The 20196-nt window shown below is 73.1% G+C and carries 23 protein-coding genes and 1 tRNA gene; 8 read left to right on the top strand and 16 right to left on the bottom strand.

What is annotated here, in order from left to right:
- Positions 1-31 precede the first annotated feature (31 nt).
- Positions 32-853, top strand: a complete 822-nt coding sequence (locus KBX63_RS07835; RefSeq protein WP_307871644.1) for an SURF1 family protein — start codon at positions 32-34, stop codon at positions 851-853.
- A gap of 103 nt (positions 854-956) precedes the next feature.
- Complete coding sequence (locus tag KBX63_RS07830) at positions 957-1799, top strand: hypothetical protein (RefSeq protein WP_210910019.1); 843 nt, start codon at positions 957-959, stop codon at positions 1797-1799.
- A gap of 19 nt (positions 1800-1818) precedes the next feature.
- Here the strand turns inward: KBX63_RS07830 and KBX63_RS07825 are convergent, their stop codons facing one another.
- The 5 genes from KBX63_RS07825 to KBX63_RS07805 form a co-directional block, all read right to left on the bottom strand.
- Complete coding sequence (locus tag KBX63_RS07825; RefSeq protein WP_247661854.1) at positions 1819-3411, bottom strand: ATP-dependent DNA ligase; 1593 nt, start codon at positions 3409-3411, stop codon at positions 1819-1821.
- Between the two features lie 84 nt (positions 3412-3495).
- Entirely contained in the window at positions 3496-3702 is a 207-nt protein-coding gene (locus tag KBX63_RS07820; protein ID WP_074313863.1) for a hypothetical protein, read from the bottom strand.
- A gap of 77 nt (positions 3703-3779) precedes the next feature.
- A complete protein-coding gene (locus KBX63_RS07815) occupies positions 3780-5132 on the bottom strand; it encodes a dipeptidase (protein ID WP_210910195.1) in 1353 nt (450 codons plus the stop codon).
- Between the two features lie 36 nt (positions 5133-5168).
- Entirely contained in the window at positions 5169-6314 is a 1146-nt protein-coding gene (locus KBX63_RS07810; protein WP_210910014.1) for a M48 family metallopeptidase, read from the bottom strand.
- 76 nt (positions 6315-6390) lie between these two features.
- A complete protein-coding gene (locus KBX63_RS07805) occupies positions 6391-7065 on the bottom strand; it encodes a uridine kinase (RefSeq protein ID WP_247661933.1) in 675 nt (224 codons plus the stop codon).
- A gap of 243 nt (positions 7066-7308) precedes the next feature.
- Between KBX63_RS07805 and KBX63_RS07800 the strand changes: the two genes are divergently transcribed.
- Positions 7309-7710: a rhodanese-like domain-containing protein gene (locus KBX63_RS07800; RefSeq protein WP_210910191.1), complete on the top strand. Its 402-nt coding sequence runs from the start codon at positions 7309-7311 to the stop codon at positions 7708-7710.
- An 11-nt stretch (positions 7711-7721) separates the two neighbouring features.
- Here the strand turns inward: KBX63_RS07800 and KBX63_RS07795 are convergent, their stop codons facing one another.
- The 3 genes from KBX63_RS07795 to KBX63_RS07785 form a co-directional block, all read right to left on the bottom strand.
- On the bottom strand, positions 7722-9260 hold the full coding sequence (locus tag KBX63_RS07795; RefSeq protein ID WP_210910012.1) for a cobyric acid synthase: 1539 nt from the start codon (positions 9258-9260) through the stop codon (positions 7722-7724).
- Positions 9257-10345 (bottom strand): cobalamin biosynthesis protein, encoded by a 1089-nt coding sequence (locus KBX63_RS07790; protein ID WP_210910011.1) that lies wholly within the window; start codon positions 10343-10345, stop codon positions 9257-9259. Before KBX63_RS07790 ends, KBX63_RS07795 begins: the two co-directional genes overlap by 4 nt.
- A gap of 267 nt (positions 10346-10612) precedes the next feature.
- On the bottom strand, positions 10613-11389 hold the full coding sequence (locus KBX63_RS07785) for a single-stranded DNA-binding protein (protein WP_210910009.1): 777 nt from the start codon (positions 11387-11389) through the stop codon (positions 10613-10615).
- A gap of 305 nt (positions 11390-11694) precedes the next feature.
- Here KBX63_RS07785 and KBX63_RS07780 point away from each other — a divergent pair, with 305 nt between their 5' ends.
- Positions 11695-12111, top strand: a complete 417-nt coding sequence (locus tag KBX63_RS07780) for an HPF/RaiA family ribosome-associated protein (protein WP_210910007.1) — start codon at positions 11695-11697, stop codon at positions 12109-12111.
- A gap of 98 nt (positions 12112-12209) precedes the next feature.
- On the top strand, positions 12210-13262 hold the full coding sequence (locus KBX63_RS07775) for an alpha/beta hydrolase (RefSeq protein WP_210910005.1): 1053 nt from the start codon (positions 12210-12212) through the stop codon (positions 13260-13262).
- Between the two features lie 89 nt (positions 13263-13351).
- On the opposite strand, the gene KBX63_RS07770 is transcribed toward KBX63_RS07775, so the two are convergent.
- The gene (locus tag KBX63_RS07770; protein WP_210910003.1) at positions 13352-14149 is read right to left on the bottom strand and encodes a hypothetical protein; all 798 of its coding nucleotides are present in this window, start codon (positions 14147-14149) and stop codon (positions 13352-13354) included.
- A 102-nt stretch (positions 14150-14251) separates the two neighbouring features.
- Here KBX63_RS07770 and KBX63_RS07765 point away from each other — a divergent pair.
- Positions 14252-14324: transfer RNA gene (locus tag KBX63_RS07765), tRNA-Arg, on the top strand.
- An 84-nt stretch (positions 14325-14408) separates the two neighbouring features.
- Here KBX63_RS07765 and KBX63_RS07760 read toward each other — a convergent pair.
- Complete coding sequence (locus KBX63_RS07760; RefSeq protein ID WP_247661853.1) at positions 14409-14642, bottom strand: GntR family transcriptional regulator; 234 nt, start codon at positions 14640-14642, stop codon at positions 14409-14411.
- Between the two features lie 177 nt (positions 14643-14819).
- On the opposite strand from KBX63_RS07760, the gene KBX63_RS07755 reads away from it, so the two are divergent.
- Entirely contained in the window at positions 14820-15350 is a 531-nt protein-coding gene (locus tag KBX63_RS07755) for a hypothetical protein (protein WP_210910001.1), read from the top strand.
- A gap of 245 nt (positions 15351-15595) precedes the next feature.
- On the top strand, positions 15596-16273 hold the full coding sequence (locus KBX63_RS07750; RefSeq protein WP_210909999.1) for a hypothetical protein: 678 nt from the start codon (positions 15596-15598) through the stop codon (positions 16271-16273).
- A 206-nt stretch (positions 16274-16479) separates the two neighbouring features.
- Here the strand turns inward: KBX63_RS07750 and KBX63_RS07745 are convergent, their stop codons facing one another.
- The 6 genes from KBX63_RS07745 to KBX63_RS07725 all read right to left on the bottom strand — a co-directional run bounded on the left by KBX63_RS07745 (position 16480) and on the right by KBX63_RS07725 (position 20195).
- The gene (locus tag KBX63_RS07745) at positions 16480-17022 is read right to left on the bottom strand and encodes a GrpB family protein (protein WP_210909997.1); all 543 of its coding nucleotides are present in this window, start codon (positions 17020-17022) and stop codon (positions 16480-16482) included.
- 44 nt (positions 17023-17066) lie between these two features.
- Positions 17067-17222, bottom strand: coding sequence for a hypothetical protein (locus KBX63_RS35060; protein WP_247661852.1), 156 nt, complete (start codon positions 17220-17222; stop codon positions 17067-17069).
- 9 nt (positions 17223-17231) lie between these two features.
- Entirely contained in the window at positions 17232-17510 is a 279-nt protein-coding gene (locus tag KBX63_RS35055; RefSeq protein WP_247661851.1) for a hypothetical protein, read from the bottom strand.
- Between the two features lie 51 nt (positions 17511-17561).
- Entirely contained in the window at positions 17562-17996 is a 435-nt protein-coding gene (locus KBX63_RS07735) for a VOC family protein (RefSeq protein ID WP_210909995.1), read from the bottom strand.
- 234 nt (positions 17997-18230) lie between these two features.
- On the bottom strand, positions 18231-19082 hold the full coding sequence (locus tag KBX63_RS07730) for an MBL fold metallo-hydrolase (RefSeq protein WP_210909993.1): 852 nt from the start codon (positions 19080-19082) through the stop codon (positions 18231-18233).
- Positions 19083-19178: 96 nt separating this feature from the next.
- Positions 19179-20195, bottom strand: a complete 1017-nt coding sequence (locus KBX63_RS07725; protein WP_210909991.1) for a hypothetical protein — start codon at positions 20193-20195, stop codon at positions 19179-19181.
- Position 20196 lies beyond the last annotated feature (1 nt).

Raw genomic sequence — 20196 nt, 5'->3', positions numbered from 1 at the left:
TGGCGCCGGTCATACGGGTAGCCTCGGTGCCGTGTACCGGTTCCTGCTGAGCCCACGCTGGCTGGGCGCCCTCGCCCTGACCTTGGTCGCCGCCGCGGTCATGGTCCTGCTCGGCAACTGGCAGCTGGACCGCTACCGGGCGCGCACCGAGGTCAACGAGCGGATCGACGCCGGCCAGCGGATGGCCCCGGTCCCGCTGGCCGACGCGCTGCGCGCCCCCACCGACGGCGCGGGGACGGCCGGCCCGGCCCCCGCCGAGGACAAGGTGTGGACCCGGATCACCGCCACCGGCCGGTACGACCCGACGAACACCGTCCTGGTCCGTGGCCGGACGGTGGACAGCCGGGTCGGCTTCGAGGTGCTCACTCCGTTGGTGCTCGCCGACGGCACGGCGCTGCTGGTGGACCGGGGTTGGATCCCGCCGGCGCCGGGCGGGGCGACCGCCCAGCCGCCGGTGCCCGCCGTGCCGACGGGGGACGTGACGGTGGTCGGCCGGGTGCACGAGACCGAGAGCGGCGCCGGCGCGGTCGACCGCCGCGACGGGCGGCTGGAGACCCGCCGGATCGGGGTGTCGCGGCTGGCCCGCGAACTGCCCTACCCGGTGTACGGCGGTTACCTGTTGCTCGACGAGCAGACGCCGGCGGCCGACCCGGTGTTCAAGGCGGTGACGGTCGGGCACGCCAACAACTGGCAGAACTTCGGCTACGTGGTGCAGTGGTGGCTCTTCGCCGTGATGGCCCTGTTCGGCTACGGCTGGGTGGCCCGCCGGGAGGCCCGCCGGGCCGCCGGCATCGGCGCCACCTCGACCCCGTTGGACCGGGCCGCCGAGCCGACGTCGAGCGCGTCCGCCTGACCGGCTGACCGCGTCGGTGTCCGAACCGGACAGTCCGGGGCACCCGGGACGGCATGGCAGCCGGTAGTCTCCGCCGGGTGATCATTTCGCGTTGGGGGTCCCGGTGAGCACGGATCCCACGGCCCCGCTGCCCGATTCGGAGCCGGACACCCAGGCGCACCCGCCGATCGACCCGTGGGCCGCCGCGCCGCACACCGCGCCGCTTCCGGTCACCCCGCCGACGGCGCCCTTTCCGGTCACGCCATCTCCCGGTACGCCGGCGGCATTCCCGGCGACCGCCGCCCCGCAGACGGCGCCCACCGCGCAGTTCCCCGCCACCCCGGTCCCGTCGGCGGGACCGTTCGCCGCGCCGCCTACGCAGCTGCCACCACCCGCGCCGTTCTCCGGACCTCCGGCGCAGTTCTCCGCGCCGCCCGTGCCGTTCGCCGGAGCACCGGCGCAGTTCTCCGCGCCGCCCGCACCCTTCTCGGGACCCCCGGCGCAGTTCTCCGGGCCGCCCGCGCAGGCCGCCGGGGCGTGGCCGGCGGTCGGGCCGTACCCGCCGGTCTCGATGCCCGCGCACCCGGTGCCGGCCGGCTTCGCGGCGGCCGGGCCGGAGGTGGTCGCGGTGCAGATCGCCGAGATCACGGTGAGCCCGCCGATCATCCGTACGCCGGCCGGGGTGCTGCCGCTGGCCGGCGCCTCCTGGCACGTGGCCGACTACTGGCAGCGTGAGGAGAAGATCGCCACCTGGGCGCTGGTCTGCGCGATCGTCGGCTTCTTCTGTCTCGCCTTCTTCAGCCTGCTCTTCCTGCTGGTCAAGGAGACCCGGCACCACGGCACGGTGCAGGTGACCGTCACCAACGGCGCCCAGCAGTACGTGGCCCGGATCCCGGTCACCGACCAGGGCCAGGTGCAGCACCTCAACAACCAGGTCAACTACGCCAGGGCTCTCTCCAGCCGGTGACCCGGGCCGGTGCGGCCGGTCAGCCGGTGGGACGGCCGGCGTGGATGGCGCGGACCGCGTCGATGGTGTCCGCCTCGGCAGCGGACTTGTCGTCGCGATACCGCACCACCCGGGCGAACCGCAGCGCCACCCCGCCCGGATAACGCGAACTCGTCTGCACCCCGTCGAAGGCGATCTCCACCACCTGCTCGGGGCGGACCCGGACCACCCAGTCGCCGCGCTCCACCGCGAGGCCGAGGAAACGCTCGGTCTGCCAGCGCAGCAGCTCGTCGGTGAGCCCCTTGAACGTCTTGCCGAGCATCACGAAGTCGCCGGTGCGCGGGTCGCGCGCGCCCAGGTGCAGGTTGGACAGCCAGCCCTGCCGCCGCCCGCTGCCCCACTCGACGGCGAGCACCACCAGATCGAGGGTGTGCCGGGGCTTGACCTTGACCCAGGCCGCGCCGCGCCGACCGGCGTCGTAGGGCGCGTCCGGCGCCTTGACCACCACGCCCTCCTGGCCGGCGTCGATGGCGGCGGCGAACGCCGCCCCGGCCTGCTCCGGGTTGTCGACCTCCAGTCGCCCGACCAGCAGCGACGCGTCCACCGCGCCGGCGAGCGCGGCCCACCGCTCCCGGCCGGGCAGGTCGATCAGATCCTGGCCGTCGAGGTGCAGCAGGTCGAAGAAGTACGGCGTCAGCACGGTCTCGCCGGTGCTGGCGGCGGCCGCGAGCACCGCCGGGGCGACCGGTGTGCGCCCTGTTGTGCTGGGCGTGGTGCGTCGGGCGGCCCGGCTGGACGTCTGCTGGAACGGCAGCGGGCGGCCGGTCTCGTCCAGGCCGATCGCCTCGCCGTCGAGCACCAACTCCCGGCCGGGCAGCGCGCGGACGGCGGCGACCACCTCGGGCACCCGGGTGGTGATCTCGTCGAGGCTGCGGGTGAAGACGGCGATGTCGGCGCCGGAGCGGTGCACCTGGATGCGGATGCCGTCGAGCTTCACGTCGACCACCGCCGGTGCGCCGGTCGCGGCCAGCGCCTCATCGACCGAGGGGGCGCTCTGCGCGAGCATCGGCGCCAGCGGCCGGCCGACCCGCAGGCCGAACCCGGCCAGCTCGGCGGCACCTCCGACAAGCGCGGCCACCGCCACCGCCCGCAGGTCACCGGCGAGCAGCAGGGCCCGACGGACCGCCGTCACCGGCACCTCGGCGGCCCGGGCCACCGCGTCGGCGAGCAGCCCGGCCTGGGCGCCCTGCCGCAGTTCGCCGCTGAAGAGGTTGGTGAGCAGCCGCTGCTCCTCGACGGTCGCCGCCGCGTAGAGGGCCCCGAGCAGCGCTCGGCGTCGCGCCTGCGAGCCCGCGCCGTGCACTGCGGCGATCTGCTCGACGGCCGCGTCGACGGCGGCCACGGTCAACGTCGGCTGGGCGGCCGGTGGCGGCAGGTCACGCAGGCTCGCATAACCCACTCCGGTCTGCCGCTGACGCAGCTCACCGGCGAGATAGCCGGCGCCGGGCTCCACCTCGGCCGGGTCGAGCCGGCGCAGCGCGTCGGCGAGCAACTCCACCTTCGCCCGCCGGCCGCTGGTGGCACCGACGGCGGCGGACGTGGCTGCCAGGTCGAGAAACCGCACGAGGTTCATCCTGCCAGTCACCCCCGACACCGCCCGGGCATTGCCGTGCCCGGGCGGTGTCGGCAGGAAGTCGCCGACCACGTGGACGGCGGATCAGGCGGAGACGGGTTCCTCGATGCGCAGCCCCCGGGCGCGGACCTCGCCGGCGACCCGGGAGAGCACCGAGTCGAGGGCGACCAGGGCGGCGGAGAGCTCACCGAGCTGTTCTTTGAGCGTGTCCTCGGACCACGCGGAGACGTCGACGTCCCCCAGCGCGCTGACGGCGGCCCCCAACCGGGCCATCACCTCGTTCGTACTCATGTTCGAAAGGCTATAACAGCCCCGCGCCCGACACACCGCAAACTCCCAGATCACACCGGAAGTTACGGTTCCGACACCTAGCTCCCGTTCGAGCCCGCCGCGGCCACCTTGCCCAGCAGCAGCGCCTCGGCGAGGCAGACCCGGGCGAACTCCCCGAGGTGCAGGCTCTCGTTCGGGCCGTGCGCGCGGGCGTGCGGGTCCTCCACACCGGTGACCAGGATCGCCGCCTTCGGGAACATCTCCTGGAAGGTGGCGATGAACGGGATCGACCCGCCGACGCCGATGTCCACCGGGTCGGTGCCGTCCCAGGCCTGCCGGAACGCCGAGCGGGCGGCGTCGAACATCGGCCCGGAAGCGTCGATCACACAGGGGTCGCCGTCGTGCTCGAAGGAGACCGTCACCTGCGCGCCCCACGGCGCGTGCTTCTCCAGGTGCGCGCGCACCGCGGCATAAGCCCGCCTGGGGTCGTCGCCCGGGGCGAGCCGGATGCTCAGCTTCGCCTTCGCGGACGGGACCAGGGCGTTCGGCGCCTCGCCGGTGGACGGCGCGTCGATGCCGAGCACCGCCAGCGCGGGCTTGGTCCAGAGCCGGTCGGTGATCCGGCCGGTGCCGATGAACTGCACGCCCTCGGCCAGCCCGGCCTCGGCCCGGACCCGGTCCTCGGGGTAGTCGACGGTGGCGCCCACGCGGCCGACCAGCCCGTCCACCGCCACGTCACCGGCGTCGTCGTGCAGGGTGGCCAGCAGCCGGACCAGCGCGGTGAGCGCGTCCGGGACGGCACCGCCGAACATGCCGCTGTGCACCGCGTGGTCCAGCGTACGAACCTCGACGAAGCAGTTGACGATGCCGCGCAGCGAGGTGGTCAGCGCCGGTACGCCGATGTCCCAGTTGCCGGAGTCGGCGATCACGATGACGTCCGAGGCGATCTCGTCGCGGTGCTCGGCCAGCAGCCGCTCCAGCGAATCGGAGCCGTACTCCTCCTCGCCCTCGATGAAGAGCACCACGCCGACAGGCAGCGCGTCACCGTACGCGCGCAGCGCCGCGATGTGCGCCATGATGCCGGCCTTGTCGTCGGCCGCGCCCCGGCCGTAGAGCCGACCGTCGCGCTCGACCGGCTCGAACGGGTCGGACTCCCACAGCGACCGGTCGCCGACCGGCTGCACGTCATGGTGGGCGTAGAGCAGCACGGTGGGCGCGCCGGCCGGGGCGGCACGGCGGCCGATCACCGCTGGCTGCCCGCCGGAACGCACGATGTCGACGTCCAGGCCACAGCCGCGCAGCAGCTCGGCGACCGCCTCGGCGGAGCGCTCCACGTGTGAGTGGTCGAAGCCCTCGAAGGCGATGCCGGGGATGCGGACGAGGCGCTCCAGGTCGGCCCGGACACCGGGCATCTCCCGCTCGACGGCGGCCCGCACCTGGGCCTCGGACATGATCGGTGTGGTCATGACCGGCATCGTATGCCGGCCTTACCCCGGCGTGCCGGTCGAGCCCGTACCCTCACCGGCTCCCGCCGGGCCGGCGCCCGCCGTCGCGCCGGGCGCGGTCCGGCCGGCGCGGTGCGCGCGGCCGGCGGCCTCGGTGGCGGCGTCCATCCAGGAACGGGCCCGGCCCGCGGTGCCGCCCACCCACTCCCCGACGTCGCTGGCGCCGTCGCCGAGCCGACGCAGCAGCCCGACCAGCGGATCGGTGGACCGGCTGAACTCCTCCCGGTACGACTCGGCCGCCGCCCTGATCTCCTCCGAGACACTGGTCGAACCGTCGTTGTCGCGCCGCGGGTAGTCCCCGGCCAGCACCCGGCCGTACGCCCCGGAGTCGATCCACTGCCGCAGCTGGGCGGCGCGCGCCACCGGCACCGGGTGTGTGGTCCACGCGGTCATCCGGATCTTGTGCAGGCTGTCCCGCAGGTCGCCGCCACCGGCGTACTCGGCGGCCTGCTCCAGGAAGGCGGTGGTGTCGATCTGGGACAGGTCGCCGCCGCCGGCGAGCTTCATCAGCAGCCGCAGCGCGGCGGCCGGGTCCTGTCCGGCGAGCAGGCCGGCCCGGTCGGCGGAGAGCTCCGCCTTGCGCCACCACTCCAGCATCGCCGCGATGATCGCCCGCAGCGCGAACGCGCCGACCGGCAACCAGCTCAGGTTGGCCGCCCACCGGGTGAGGATCATGAGCATCGTCTTGTAGACCGCGTGGCCGCTGCCGACGTGCCCCAGCTCGTGGCCGAGCAGGCAGCGCAGCTCGTCCTCGTCGAGCTGCTGCACGCAGGCGGAGTTCAGCACGACGAACGGCCGGTCCAGGCCGACCGCCTCGGCGCCCAGCCAGGGCGACTGCGTCACGTACAGCTCGGGCAGCTCGGCGACGTCGAGCGCCGCGGCGGCCTCGGTGTAGCGCTGCCAGACCGCCGGGTACTGCCGGTGGTCGACCCGGATGCCCGAGGCCAGCACGGAGAGCCGGAAGCCGCGCTCGTTCCACATGCCGAAGAACGCCCGCACCACGTCGTCGAAGCCACGCAGCTCGCGCAGCGCGACCAGGGCGCCCCGGTCGGCCGGATGTTCCCAGGCCCGCGAGCTGATGCCGGTGAGGGTGATACGGCGCCGCGCGGGCGAATCCGCTGCCGACATGATGAGTCCCCCCGTTCGCCGAGCCCTGGGCCTCCTCGCATCGTGCCGTAGCCGGTGGCAGACGTCCATGCCCCGCTCAGCGGATGCGAACGTAGTACCGGTCCGCGTCGTACGGCAGGGTCGGCGCGCCGTCGACCAGCAGATCGGCGCGGGCGGCCGTGTCGTCGGCGGCGAAGTGCGCACTCTCCCCGGCGTGCCAGCGGCGCAGCTCGGGCAGGATCTCCGCTCCGTCCCGGGCGACCGCGCGGGCCAGCCGCAACGAGGCGGGCGCGGTGACGAAGGCCGCCAGGCTCAGCTCCGGCCGGACGACGGCGCGCGCGGCGCTGACCCCCTCCAGAATCAGCACCGGCGCGGCCGGCACCGGGACCGGGCGGGGCAGGAAGCACCGCCGCACCCAGCTGTAGCGCCGGTAGGAGCCGGGTCGCCCCGCGCGCAGCGGGCCCAGCACCCACTCGTCGAGCCGGGGCCAGAAGGTGAGTTGGTCGTCCCAGCCGTCGAGCAGGTCGTCGGTGTGCACGACCGGCGGTCGGGCACCGCCGGGCAGCGCCGCCAGGGCGTCCGCGAGGTGCGCGGCGAAGCGGCTCTTGCCCGCGCCGCTCGGCCCGTCGACCGCGACCAGCCGGGTCCGCCCCAACCGTGCCGGGCCCGCGAGCACGCGGCGGGCCAGCTCGGCGTACGCCTCGACGACCGCCACCGACGGCACCCCGTCCACGCCGTCCCCCGTCCACGCCGACGATTCGGTAGAAAACAGCGCCAAGTCCACACGATCGACTCGCGATCACGGAAACCGGGGTATCCCACCGACAGGACACCACGACTTCCAGGAAGCCGAGTCGATCGTGCCGGATCGAGGTGGCCGCAACTCGTCCGGCTGACCGCCACGGCCGGGCACCGTCACGTCCGGGGGATTTGGGGCGACGACGGGTGATGCGCGGCCCGTTCGCCGTCCGACACACGCCCGAATCGGGATGATCGGGTGGTGCTCCGAGACGTGATGAGCCCCGGCATCGACGCCCTGCTCGAACAGGCCCGCGCCGGGCTGCACCGACTGACTCCGCAGCAGGCCGTCGAGGCGGTCCGCGGCGGCGCGCTGCTGGTCGACACCCGTACCGAGATACAGCGCCGCGACCAGGGCGACCTGCCCGGCGCGGTCGTCATCGACCGGACGGTGCTGGAGTGGCGACTCGACCCGGCCAGCGAATGGCGCATCCCGGAGGCCACCGGCTACGACCGGGAGATCGTGCTGGTGTGCCGGGAGGGTTACAGCTCCAGCCTGGCCGCCGCCAGCCTGCAGACGCTCGGGCTGCGCCGGGCCACCGACATGATCGGCGGCGTCGACGCGTGGCTCGCCGCCGGTTTTCCCACCACCGACCGCCCCGCCGACATCCGCCGCTGACCGGCGACCGGTCAGGCCGGTGGCGGGCCGGGTGGGACGAAGGGGAGGCCGGGGGGTGGCCCGATCTCGATGAGGCGCCACAGGGCGTCGGTGTCCAGGTGTTCCTCGACCAGGTCGCCGAGCAGGTCGAGCGAGCGTTCCCGGGCCGCGGCGAAGCTGGTGTCCGGCGCGACCCGGAACCCGCTGCGCCCGGCCAGCCGGGCCACCTCGGTGAGGAAACCACGGCGGAAGCCGTCGGATTCGAACGCCCCGTGCCAGTGCGTGCCGTGCACGACGCCGAGCACCGCGCCCTCGCCGACGCCGTCGCTCCCGGTCAGCAGCGGTGTCAGGGTCGGGTCGGTCTGCGAGACGTACCCGTGGTGGATCTCGTAGCCACGGACCGGCAGGTCGCCGTGGGCGGCGCCCACCGACTGCCGGACGGTCTTGCGCGCATCGAAGGTGATCTCGATGGGCAGCAGACCGAGGCCCGGCACGCTGCCCTGCCGGCTCTCCACCGGGTCGTGGATCGCCCGCCCCAGCATCTGGAAACCGCCGCAGAGACCCAGCAGCGGCTTGCCGGCCGCAGCGTGGGCCAGGACCGCGTCGGCCAGGCCGGTCTCGCGCAGCCATGCGAGGTCGGCCACGGTCGACTTGGACCCCGGCAGGACGACCAGGTCGGCGGCGGCCAGCTCGGCTGGTTCGACGGTCAGGCGTACGCGGACCCCCGGCTCGGTGGCCAGCGCCTCCACGTCGGTGGCGTTGCTGATCCGGGGCAGCCGGACGACGGCGACTTCCAGCCACTCGGTGCCGTGCGGGGCGGCCGGGCGGCCGAGCACCCGGCCGTAGGCGAGCGAGTCCTCGGCGTCGAGCCAGAGGTCGAGCGCCCAGGGCAGCACCCCGTACGTGGGGCGGCCGGTGACGTGGCGGAGCATGTCCAGCCCCGGCTGGAGCAGGCCGAGGTCGCCCCGGAACTTGTTGATCACGAAGCCGGCGATCAACGCCTGGTCGGCCGGGTCGAGCAGGGCCACGGTGCCGAACATCGAGGCGAAGACGCCGCCCCGGTCGATGTCGCCGACCACGATGGTGGGCAGGTTGGCGTGCCGGGCCAGCCCCATGTTGACGTAGTCCCCGGCCCGCAGGTTGATCTCGGCGGGGCTGCCGGCGCCCTCGCAGATCACCACGTCGTACGCGGCCCGCAACTCGGCCAGCGCCGCGTACGCGGTCTCGGCGAGCCGGGGACGCAGTTGCCGGAAGGTGCCGGCGGTGATCGTGTCGACCGCCTCGCCGAGCAGCACGACCTGGCTGGCCAGGTCGCTGCCCGGCTTGAGCAGCACCGGGTTGAAGCGCAGGTCTGGGGCGATGCCGCAGGCGGCGGCCTGCATGGCCTGGGCCCGGCCGATCTCGCCGCCGCGCCCGTCCGGCCCGACCACCACCGCCGAGTTGTTCGACATGTTCTGCGCCTTGAACGGCGCCACCTTCACGCCCTGCCGGTGCAGCCAGCGGCAGATGCCGGCGGTGAGCACGCTCTTGCCGGCGTCGGACGTGGTGCCGGCGACCAGCAGCCCGCTCACCGCCCGCTCCCCTGCCCCGCCACGGCGGCTCCCAGTCCACGCCGGCCAACACCATTGAGCCTGCGCCGGCCAACGGCGGTGACCTGCCCGCGCTGGCCGACGGCGGCCTTCAGCCCGCGCCGCCCGACGGCGGCGGCGAGGCGCCCGACGGTGAGCGGGTACGCGGCGGCCAGCCCGAGGGCGGCCAGGCCGACCGCGCCGGAGATCCGGGCGGCCCGCTTGAGGTGCCGCGCCTCGGGTCGGGGGCCGTCGCCCAGGAAGGGGCGCACCTCGGAGCGCCCGAAGTAGACGTTGCGGCCACCGAGGCGAACCCCAAGTGCACCGGCCATCGCCGCCTCGCACTGACCGGCGTTGGGGCTCGGGTGGTCGTTGCGGTCGCGCCGCCACACCCGCCAGGCCCGTTCCCGGTCGCCGTTCGCGACCGGCGCGACGGCGATGGTGAGCAGCCCGGTCAGCCGGGACGGCACGAGGTTGAGCAGGTCGTCCAGCCGGGCGGCCGGGGTGCCGAACCGCGCGTAGCGCGCCGACCGGTGCCCGACCATCGCGTCGAGGGTGTTGGCCGCGCGGTAGCCCAGCAGCCCGGGCAGGCCGGCGACCGCGCCCCAGACCAGCGGGGCGACCACCGCGTCGGAGGTGTTCTCCGCGACCGACTCGACGGTGGCCCGGGCCAGCTCCGACTCGCCCAGGGTCGACGGGTCCCGGCCACAGAGGTGACCGAGGCGTCGCCGGGCGGCGGGCAGGTCGGCGTCGCGCAGCGCCCCACCCATGACGGTGGCCTCGTGCCGCAGGGTGCGACCGCCCAGCACCGTCCAGGTGCCGGCGGCGACGAGCACCGCCCGGCTCACCGGCCGGCGCCGGGTGGCAGCCGCGGCGAACGCCCCGAGCAGCACCGGCCCACCCACGGCCAGCGCGGTGAACGCCGCCCCGGCCGTCCGGTCCGGTCGGTAGAGCCGCCGCTCCAGCGCGCCGGCGGCCTGCCCGAAGCCGGCCACCGGGTGCCACCGGCGTGGGTCGCCGAGCAGCCTGTCCAGCGCGTACCCGGCCAGCAGCCCCACCGCGTTCGCCACCGGCGCTGTCCGTCGCACGCGCACCACCTCCGGCCGGCCAGCCTAGACGAGCATCCCGTGAACCAGCCCGGCCCGGCACGCCCCGAACCACAACGCCCGGCGTGTAGGAGCCGAGCCACGGGCGTCACGCGGGGTGACGACGCCGGTCGCGTCGCCACCCCGCCCCCGTTCGTGACGTGCCGCCGGAGCATCCGCCCACCGATGCCGCTCGCGCACAGGTCACGTCGCCGCCTGGCCGCCGCCCCGGCCGCCGTCCGCGACAGCCGGGACGGCCGGGTCGAGGGGTCACGCCGGCTGCGGGACCCGCCCCCGGCCACGCCGCGCCCGGCCGGACGGCGTGGGCTCCGGCCGGCCCTCGTCCGGCACCGGCCCCAACTCGTCGTCCGGCTGGTCGTCGTCCGGCTGGTCGTCCTCCGCACCGGGCGGGAGGGCCAGTTCGTCGTCGTCGAGCCCCGCCGGGCCGTCGGCGTCACCGCCCCCCGAGCCGTCGGTGCTGTGAGGAGCATCGTCGTCGAGCAGGCCGGCCGCGGTGAACGCGCCGGTACGCGTCGTGCCGAAGTCGGGCAGCTCGAAGTCGTCGTCGAGCGGACGGTCGTCGGGCGGGACGGGCGTCTGCCCGGCCGGCACCGGCTCGGTGGGCTCGCCGTGCACCCGGCTCTCCGCCTCCGCGTCCTCCATGGTGCTGGTGGTCATGCTCGGGCGGTTGCGCAGGAACCGCGCCCTGCCCCGGGACAGGTCGTGGCCGACGGCGACGGCCTCCAGCTCGTAGAGGGTGCGGTGGTTGCCGGCGTCGTCGGTCCAGTCGCGGGTGTAGAGCCGGCCGCAGACCACCACCGGGTCGCCGACCATCACCGAGGCGGCCACCCCCTCGGCGAGCTTGCGCCAGCAGTTGACGCGGACCCGAAGCGAGTTGCCGTCGACCCAGCGGCCGCTGTCGCGGTCGAGCCGGCGGGCGGTGGAGGCGACCTTGAAGTTGGCCACCAGGGTGTTGCTCTGGGTGGTACGCCGCCACTCGGGCGTGGTCAGCACATTGCCGACGATTGTCACGTAGGTGTCGAACATCGTCCCTCCAGGGGGATCGGGAACCTGCCAGCGCGAGTCGACTCGGCACTGAGCCTCGGCGCTGCGGACGGTGCTCGCCAGCACCTCGCCCCCGACCTGTGGACAACGACGTCACCTGTGGACAACGCCCTGATCAGGCCGGGATGTGGTACGGCCGACCCGCCCGGACGGGCGACAGCGGTTTCCGGGTCCGGCCGAACTGGGTATGGACTTGATCAAGCACCACCGACAGCTCCACGTCGACGAGAGGTCAGCGCCATGATGATCACCACCATCGGCTCCGCAAACGCTTCCGAGGCGCGGCGATGAGCGCCGTGGCGAACCCGGCCACCGTGGCCGAGTGCCTGCGGGTGGGCGCCGGGTTCTCGCAGGGCGACCGCGCCTGGATCGCCGAGCAGTTCGCCACCCTCGACGCCCGGCTGGCCGGCTTCCACGCCGACGCCACCGAGCTGGAGGTGTCGGTGAAGGACCGCGAGGCACGGGGGCAGAAGGTCACCCTGGAGTGCTGGGTCGCCGGCCGACAGAAGATCGTCACCACGTCCGCCGAGGAGGACCTGCACGCCGCGCTGAACGACGTCCGCGACGACCTGCGCCGGCGGCTCAACGACGCCAAGACCCGCCAGGAGCCCCGGCACAACAAGCACCTGCGCGACGTCAGCCAGCCGCAGGATCAGGTCGACCCCGCCGCCGACCCGAGCCGCGCCGACGCGGAAACCGCCTGACGCGTGCTCCCGCACGCCCCGGCCGGCAGGCACGGCTGGTCGGGGCCGTTGGGTCTCGGGGCTACCGCCGGGTAGGTTGCCGGCGTAGCGTCGCGAACGTGGAACCGGACGTGTTGGGGCCGCCGTACGAGCGGCAGACGATCGACCTGGGCGCCGACGACGAGGGACCGGTCGTCGCGACGCTGGTCCGGCGGCGGGCCGAGCGCCCCACCGGGCGGGCCGTGCTCTACGTACACGGCTTCGTCGACTACTTCTTCCAGACCCACCTGGCCGACTTCTTCGCCGAGCGGGGCTGGGACTTCTACGCCCTCGACCTGCGCAAGTACGGTCGCAGCCTGCTCCCGGGCCAGACCCCGAACTTCTGCCGGGACATCAGCGACTACTTCCCCGAGTTGGACGCCGCCGCCGAGATCATCCGCAAGGACGACGGGCACGACACCCTGCTGGCGATGGGCCACTCCACCGGCGGCCTGATCATCTCGCTCTGGGCGGACGCCCGCCGCGACGCCGGCACCGTCGACGGCCTGGTGCTGAACAGCCCATTCTTCGACCTGAACGCCCCCTGGGCGGTGCGCCGGCCAATCGCGGCCGCCGCCTCCCGGCTGGGCCGCCGGGCGCCGCACCGCATCCTGCCGTTCGGGCTGGGCACGGTGTACGGCCAGAGCCTCCACGCCGACCACCGGGGCGAGTGGACCTACGACCTGGCGTGGAAGCCGCTGGCCGGGTTCCCGGTCCGGGCCGGCTGGCTGAACGCCATCCGCACCGGCCAACGCCGGCTGCGCGCCGGGCTGGACATCCAGGTGCCGGTGCTGCTGGCCTGCTCGACCCGCTCGTTCCGGGGCACCAAATGGCACGACAACGCCAGCCTGGCCGACGCCGTGCTGGACGTGGAGCACATGGTCCGGTACGCGCCCCGCCTCGGCCGGCACGTCACCCTCGCCCGCTTCGACGGCGGGTTGCACGACCTCACGCTCTCCGGTCCCGCCGTACGCCGAAAGGTCTTCGACGAGGTCGGCCGGTGGGCCGAGGCGTTCCTCGCCGCCGGCCCCACCGCCCCGGCCAACCCTGCCTCGACCACCGATGAACCCGGGCTGCCGGAGAGCCGGCGTCCGACGGCCGATCGGGCCGGGGCGACGACGGTCAGCGACTGACGCGCCAGCGCGACGACGACCGCCGGTTGACCCGGCAGCACGACGACGGCCCGCGACTCACCGGCGCGTAAAGGTGGCGTGCGGCGACATCACCCGGCGCTCGCCGTTCCGGTGTCTCGTCTGGAGTCGTCGCCGGGCGTGGACGAAAGCACGGCCCGGATCCGGTCGAAGGTCGCCACCGGGTGACCGCCGACGCCGGGCAGCACCAGGCCCAGGCAGTACAGCGACACGTCCCCGGCGGTGTCCGCCCCGACGACGAAGACCGGCGCCCCGACGTACCCCGGCGGCAGTTCAGTGGTGATCCGCACGTCGTCCCCGTCGCGGACCACCCGCTCGATGGCCACCTCCAGCGGCCGCGACCCGTCCTCGCGTAACCCATGGGCCAGCACGAAAGCGGAACTGGCGTCGGCGCCGAGGCCGGCGACCACCTCGGGCCCGGCGGCGATCCCGGCGGGCACCGGCTGCACCCGCCACCGCCAGCCGCCGTCACCGGCGTACCGGTGCAGCCCGCTGGTGGGCAGCACCGCGACGCCGTCGCCCGGGAAGCGCCCCCAGCCGGGCCTGATGTCGGTCTCCGTGACGGCATCCGGCGCGACCCCGGCCGGCTCGGTGACGCTCGATCGCAGGCCCAACTCACCACCCGGACTGCCGACCAGGTCGACCGCCGTCAGCAACGACTCCCCTACCGGGTCGTCGGTGCCCTGGAAGAAGAAGGCGGTACCGAAGCGCTGGTCGGTGGCGTCCGACGAGCGGTACGGCAGGATGGCACGGCCGACGATCTGGCACAGCTCGTAGGCGACGTCGTTCTCGGCGTCGGGGTCCAGCAGCACCAGCCGAGGGTACGGGCCGGCGCCGGGTCGGTCCGTGGGAACCCGGATGCCGGTCACCCGGCCACCGTGAGACCCTGCTCGGCAACGTGGACGCGGGCACCCCTTTTCCCCGCCGGCCGGCGGGTCGGCGGTACCCTCTGGGCGCGACATCCACGCCGCGCGCCCGTAGCTCAGCGGATAGAGCAGGGGACTTCTAATCCCAAGGCCGCAGGTTCGAATCCTGCCGGGCGCACCCACTACCACCAGCGGAAACGTTTGTCAGGGCTGATCTTCGAGATAGCCGGGTACAACCCCGGTACAACCGCGTCAGCTCTGGTCAGCCCTGTTCGGCAACGAAGGTGCCCCGTGCGTGCACGGTGACGACCAGACCCCTGTCGCGTAGTTCGCGCATGGCCATCCGCACCGTGCCCCGCGCTACGCCGTAGGTCTGCTGCAAGTGGAGCTCGCTCGGCAACGGCTGCCCGGGGCGCAGCTTGCCTTCCTCGATCTGCTTCGCGAGCAGGTCCGCCAACTGCCGGTAGATCGGCACATTGGACAGCGGGCTCGTCATGGGCGGGAGCGTAGACACGCACATGATCTGTACGTGTTCGGGGTTGTCCAGCATCTAGACGTCTAGTCACTAGACGTACATCGACTGTACGTTTGTCGTGCCAGAACCAAGGCGGGCCCCCGACCAGCGATTGCGCCGCTGACCGAGGGCCTTGATCGCCTAGCTAGGAGGCGACCCGTGAGCACCCTACCCACCCCGCCCGCCTGCGGAGAACCTGCGACGGTCCGCATCGAGCTGTACACCGCCGACTCCCTGGATGCCTGCGCGTACACCTGCCCCGCGCACACCGTCCACGTAACCGCCGTGGTGGCCAAGACCGGGATGGACGCCCATCCGGTCGGCATGGCACCGGACGTGGATCGGCCCTGCGGCTACGTGCACGTCTTCCCGACCGGCACCCTTGCCACCGAGCCCGCCGGCCTGACCCACCCGCGCTGGTGCGACCGGGGCGACTGTGCGCGCAGGGGCCGGCACCGCTCGCCAGCCCTGCACCTGGACACCAACCGGCCGGAGGCGTTCATCGTTGACGTGGCCCTGGTGCAAGCCCTACACCCGGCTGCTGAGCCGATGGTGCACCTGACAAGCGTGGAGGGCAGCGCCGCGGCCGGCCTCCTGCTCTCCGTTGGGCAGGCGCGGGTGTTGCGGTACCGGTTGGGCAACCTGATCGATATGACCAAGGCCACCCGCAACGGCGAGCGTTGGACGTAGCCCGCACGCTCGACCCCCACAGCATTCGAGGCCGCCTACCGACTAGGTGAGCGGTCTCGATACCTGGGTTCACTGCTGGATCAACCAGCGTCCTGGGTGGTGTGTCGAGACCCCCTCGACAGGCCGCACAGCCGTCCGTACAGCCAGAAACAGCGGGCCTTTCCTGGCTGCGAAGGACGTTGACGGAGATCATCTTGCCGACTAGCTTGACCACGCTGTGACATTCTGAGAATTCGGGGGCTTGGATGGGTACACGCAAGCGTTCTACGAGCCGTGGGCTCGTTGCGATGACCGCGTCGCTCGTGCTGTTGGCCGTCGGTTCGATGCTGCTGGCGCCGCCTGCGGCCGCGGCCGTCACGGGTTCGGTCAAGACGAAGGCTCTCCTCCAGCCGACGATCAGCTTCCCGAACGGGGACAGCGTGGTCGAAGGCGGCCAACTCGCCATCAGGTTCGACGCGAACGGTGACACCTCGGTGACCAGCTACCGGTACAGCGTCGGTGACACCAACCTGGGCGGCGTGGTCCGGTCGGGGCGTGATGGTGCGGCCACTGTGACGATCGACGTCGGCAACGTGAGCGGTGAGCGTCCGGTGTACGCGGTGGCGGTCGACCGCCGGGGCAGGCTCAGCCCACTGACGCAGGCATCCTTCACGGTGTCCGTCATGTGGAGCCTCAGGGGCCAGGCGATCGACACGACCACCTGGCTGCCGCTGGCGGGGGCGACGATCCGGCTGGAGCCGGTCGGGATCGAGGCTGTCACCGGCCCTGACGGCGGCTTCCAGTTCGCCGTCGACCCGGGCCTCTACACGCTCACCGGCACGTACGCAGGCCCGCCCGGCCTCTCCGGCAGCAGCCAGCAGTTGGAGGTTGACGGTCAGGGACTGTGGTTCGACCTGTACCTGTTCCCTGAGTCCGTGAACTGACCATCCATTCGCAATTAGATCGACTAACTCGATGGCCCTGGCGCTCGGCGCCGGGGCCATCGTCGTGCTGACTCCGGCAGAGGGGGACGGGCGGTGTCTGTCTGGGAGCACTGAACGGCACCGGCGATGGCCGGGTCGCCTCGGACAAAACCGGGAGTTCGAACCCTGCCGGGCGTACCTTCGTACCCCAGGTCGGCAGCTTGCGCTCAGACACCGGCCTTCCGCTCAAGCTCCCGCACGAAATCCCGCTTGTCTCTGGTGTAGCGACCAGGATCTGCGGCGTGCCGATCTGCGAGGTCACGTTTCAACCGGAGGTATGCGGCGGCCTCTTCCGGGTGCGCGCGGAGGTGGTCGCGGAAGGCGACGAGGCGACGCCAGTAGTGACTGCGGTGCTCAGTGACGTGCAGGTGGTGCGTGCGCAGACGGGTGAGGTCGTCCGGCCCCTTCCGGAAGACCCGGCGGCTCGGGTCGTCAGCCTCGGACTCCGGCGTGTAGATGTAGCCGATCCCGCCTAGGAGCTCCACGACGGTTGGAAGATCGCCGAAGTTGCGGACAGCGGCGAGGATGTCGATCACAGGCTTTGCCGCCAGGCCCGGCACCGACGTACTTCCGATGTGCTCCACCGCCACGACCGCGTCCCGAAGTGTGCGAGTCAGCAGCTCGGCTTCCTCGGCGTAGCGCAGTGGCCAGCCTGGGTCGTACGCCTGGAGGTGCACCCGCGCGACCCGGTACCAAGCATGTCCGTCCATGTTTCTAGTCCTACCGAGCGGGTGCGACAAGCGTCGGAGGTTGACTAGGTCGGGGCGACCGGCCAGGCGATCCCGTCGAGGAATTCCTCCACGGCGACCACGACCCGGCTGAGCACCGCGATCGAGTCCGTCAGCGGGCCTGGCACGTACATGCCGGTCGCCCGACCCAGGGCCTCGACGACCCACGGCAGGGTGAGCACGGGCGTGAGCTACACCGCGGGCGGGGATCTCTCGGCGGCGACGGCTGCCGCATTCGTGCCGAGCGAATTGGCGATCAGCAGCGGGCGACCGCCGACGGTGTCGATCAGCGGGGCGATCTGACCGCGCACCCATCCTTCGATCTCCGGCGCGTCCGGCCGTGGCGGCTCCTCGGACCACGGGTGTCTGTGCAGCGTCGCACCGCGCTGTTCGGCCACGTCGCCGGTGTACATCAGGAGAGGCGCACCAGTTCCGAACGTACGGCCGGGAATCACGACTGCGTCCGCCACGCCACCGACGCTACCCAGAACGGTGCTGACGCGTGGCCCCGAAGCCGCCCTTCAGGCTGAGGTTGCGGCGACGCAGAACTCGTTGCCCTCCGGGTCGGCCATCACCACGTGATGTCCGTCGGCTTCTTCCAGGACACTCCCGCCCGCCTTCACCAGGCGCTCCGACTCCGCCTTGATCCGCGCCCACCGCTCGTCGGGGCTGCCGTGGCCGGGCACCCGAATGTCGATGTGGAGCCGGTTCTTCGCCGTCTTGGGCTCGGGAACGTTGAGGATGGAGAGGCGGGGGCCGACGCCATCGGGGTCGCACAGCCACGCACCGTCGTCCGCGACGTCGTCCTCCGGCGGGTCGAACTGCGCGAGCCACTCCTCGCGGGTGGCGAAGGGCGCGGGCGGCGGCTCGTCGATATAGCCGAGGGCCGTCTTCCAGAACGCGGAAAGCACCTGGGCGTCGGTGGAATCAAGCGTCAGGTCAATGCTGGCTGCCATGGCGGGACCGTAGTCGGCGCCTGTGACTTTCACCGGAGACGCGCCTCGCCAGACCGACATCGGCGCTGACGATTCCGACGCCGGCCTCCGTCGCGCTCCTCGTCCCGGCCTCGGATCGGCCGCTGCGGGCTGATCGACTCCGTATCGCCGATATCGGGGTGTCCCTGGGGCGGGGACACCCCAATATCACCGACGTCGAGTCGATCACCGGGACGAGGAGCGCAGCGCTGCCGGTCAACTGGGTTCGGGCTTGAGCGCATGGGCGGATTTCCAGGCCACGGCGCGGTTGATCCGGTCCGGGTAGCGTTCGATGATCGCCGCGTACAGCTCCTCGGCGCTACCCGTGCCCTGCGCGGCGGCTTCGACGTCCTCCAGGTAGCGGCGGGTCTCCTCGACGGTGTGCGCATCGTCGTCGGCGCCGTCGCGTTTGTGGCCGGCGATCACCACGCAGGGCCGCAACGAGTTGACCATCGTGAGGGCACCGACCCAGCCCTCGATGCCGCCGTCAGCCGCCTCGGCGAGGTGCAGGTGGACGTCGTTGTAGACCACGTCGCCGGCGACGACGAGACCGCGCGACGGTACGTGCAGCACGCTCGTGCCGTTGGTGTCGGTGTGGCCGGTCTCGACCGCCACCAACTGCTCGCCCTCAAGGTCGATGGTGTTGTCGACCAGCGGCTCGGCGATGGGTGGACGCTCGGCGATCTGGTCGGGGAAATCCTTGCGCCACACACCGTCGAGCCACTGCTCCCCCAACTGGTCGCGCATCCTCTCCACCACGCTCACGGGTGCCACCATCCGCGCCCGGGGAAAGCGCTCCAGCACGGCCGCCGCACCGAAGAAGTGGTCGCCGTGCGCGTGGGTGATGTAGATCGTCGTGAGGTTCCTGCCGCTCGCCACGACCCAGTCGGCCAGCGCCCGCCCCTCATCGATGGTCAGCAACGCGTCGACCAGGACCGCGTCGCGGTCTCCGTAGATCAGGGTGGAGCTGGTGGGCGACCACATCTCGCGGCTCTCGCCGGGCGGCAGGTCTGTCGACACCACCGGCTTGGCCGGGGCGACATACGTTGACCAGGCCAACGAACCCACGGCTGCTCCTCATCCCACCGGCGCTCCCCGTCCCAGTCCAGCAGACCGCCACGCCAACACGGGCCAGATCGCGGAAAGAGCGAACCGGCGGCTGGCTCAGCCGCGCCCCAGCAACTCGGCCAGCGTGGCATCGCCCTGCCCGAGCTGTGACCCGCCGACGGGCGGCACGACCAGGAAGCGCCGGCAGCCGTCCAGTTCCACGTACCGGTCGGGTCCGCCGGTGCCGTCCAGTGGCCGCAGCACCGCGAAGCGGGACGCCGGGGTGACACACGCCGTCGCCGGTCGGGCGGTGGCCAGTGTGCGGAGCACCGCCGCCTGCCGCTCGGCCGGCAGCGGCCCGCCGTACGCGAAGTCACCCGCCGGCTTGCCGCCGCCCCGCTCCGACGCGGGCACGTCGTAGACGCAGAGGCGCAGCGGCTCCGCGGCCGGAGCCGTCGCCGGCGCGGGCGGTCCGGGGCGTCCCATCGTGGTCTCCACCCACACCATGTCCGCCCACCGCTGCGCGCAGCCAGCGGCCTCGGCCGCCGGGGATCCGACCTGCCCGACGACACGGCTGTCCACGGTGGTCAACCGCAGTCCGTCCAGCGCCGCGCGTACCTCCGCGCGGGGCTTGCCGCAGGCGTCCGCCGGCAGGTACGGGCGCAGCCACCGACCGCGATCGTCGAGCAGGGCCAGCCAGGGCGGGATGACCATGTCGGCGGTGCAGGCGATCTCCCCATCCGGTCGCCGGTCCGGCAGGCGCAGCGCGGCGACCAGCACGGCGATCTCGTCGGCGCGCCGCTCGGTGGCCACCTGCTCCTCACCGCCACCGGGGCGTGGTCGAATCTCCCGGCCGCAGAGCACCGCGGCGACCGGCGTGAACGCGGGGTCGATCCGCCCGATCGCCGGATCGTCCCCGGTCGGCACCGGTTCAGCCCCGTCCGGCGCCGGCAGCACGATACTCGCGCCGGCCCGTGGTGCCGCCTCCGCGCAGGAGGTCCACTTCTCGACGATCCGGGCCGGGCCGGGATCGTCCCCAACACCCGGCCCGGCGCCTCGGCCCGCGCAGCCGCCCAACGCCACGCCGAGCAGCGCCACCGCCAGCACCATCCCGCCCGAGCGCATCCGGCTCACC

The organism is Micromonospora sp. U21, from assembly GCF_018070045.1.
Taxonomy (GTDB): domain Bacteria; phylum Actinomycetota; class Actinomycetes; order Mycobacteriales; family Micromonosporaceae; genus Micromonospora.
The sequence above is the reverse complement of the archived record's forward strand: the minus strand, read 5'-3'. Positions and strand labels throughout refer to the sequence as shown.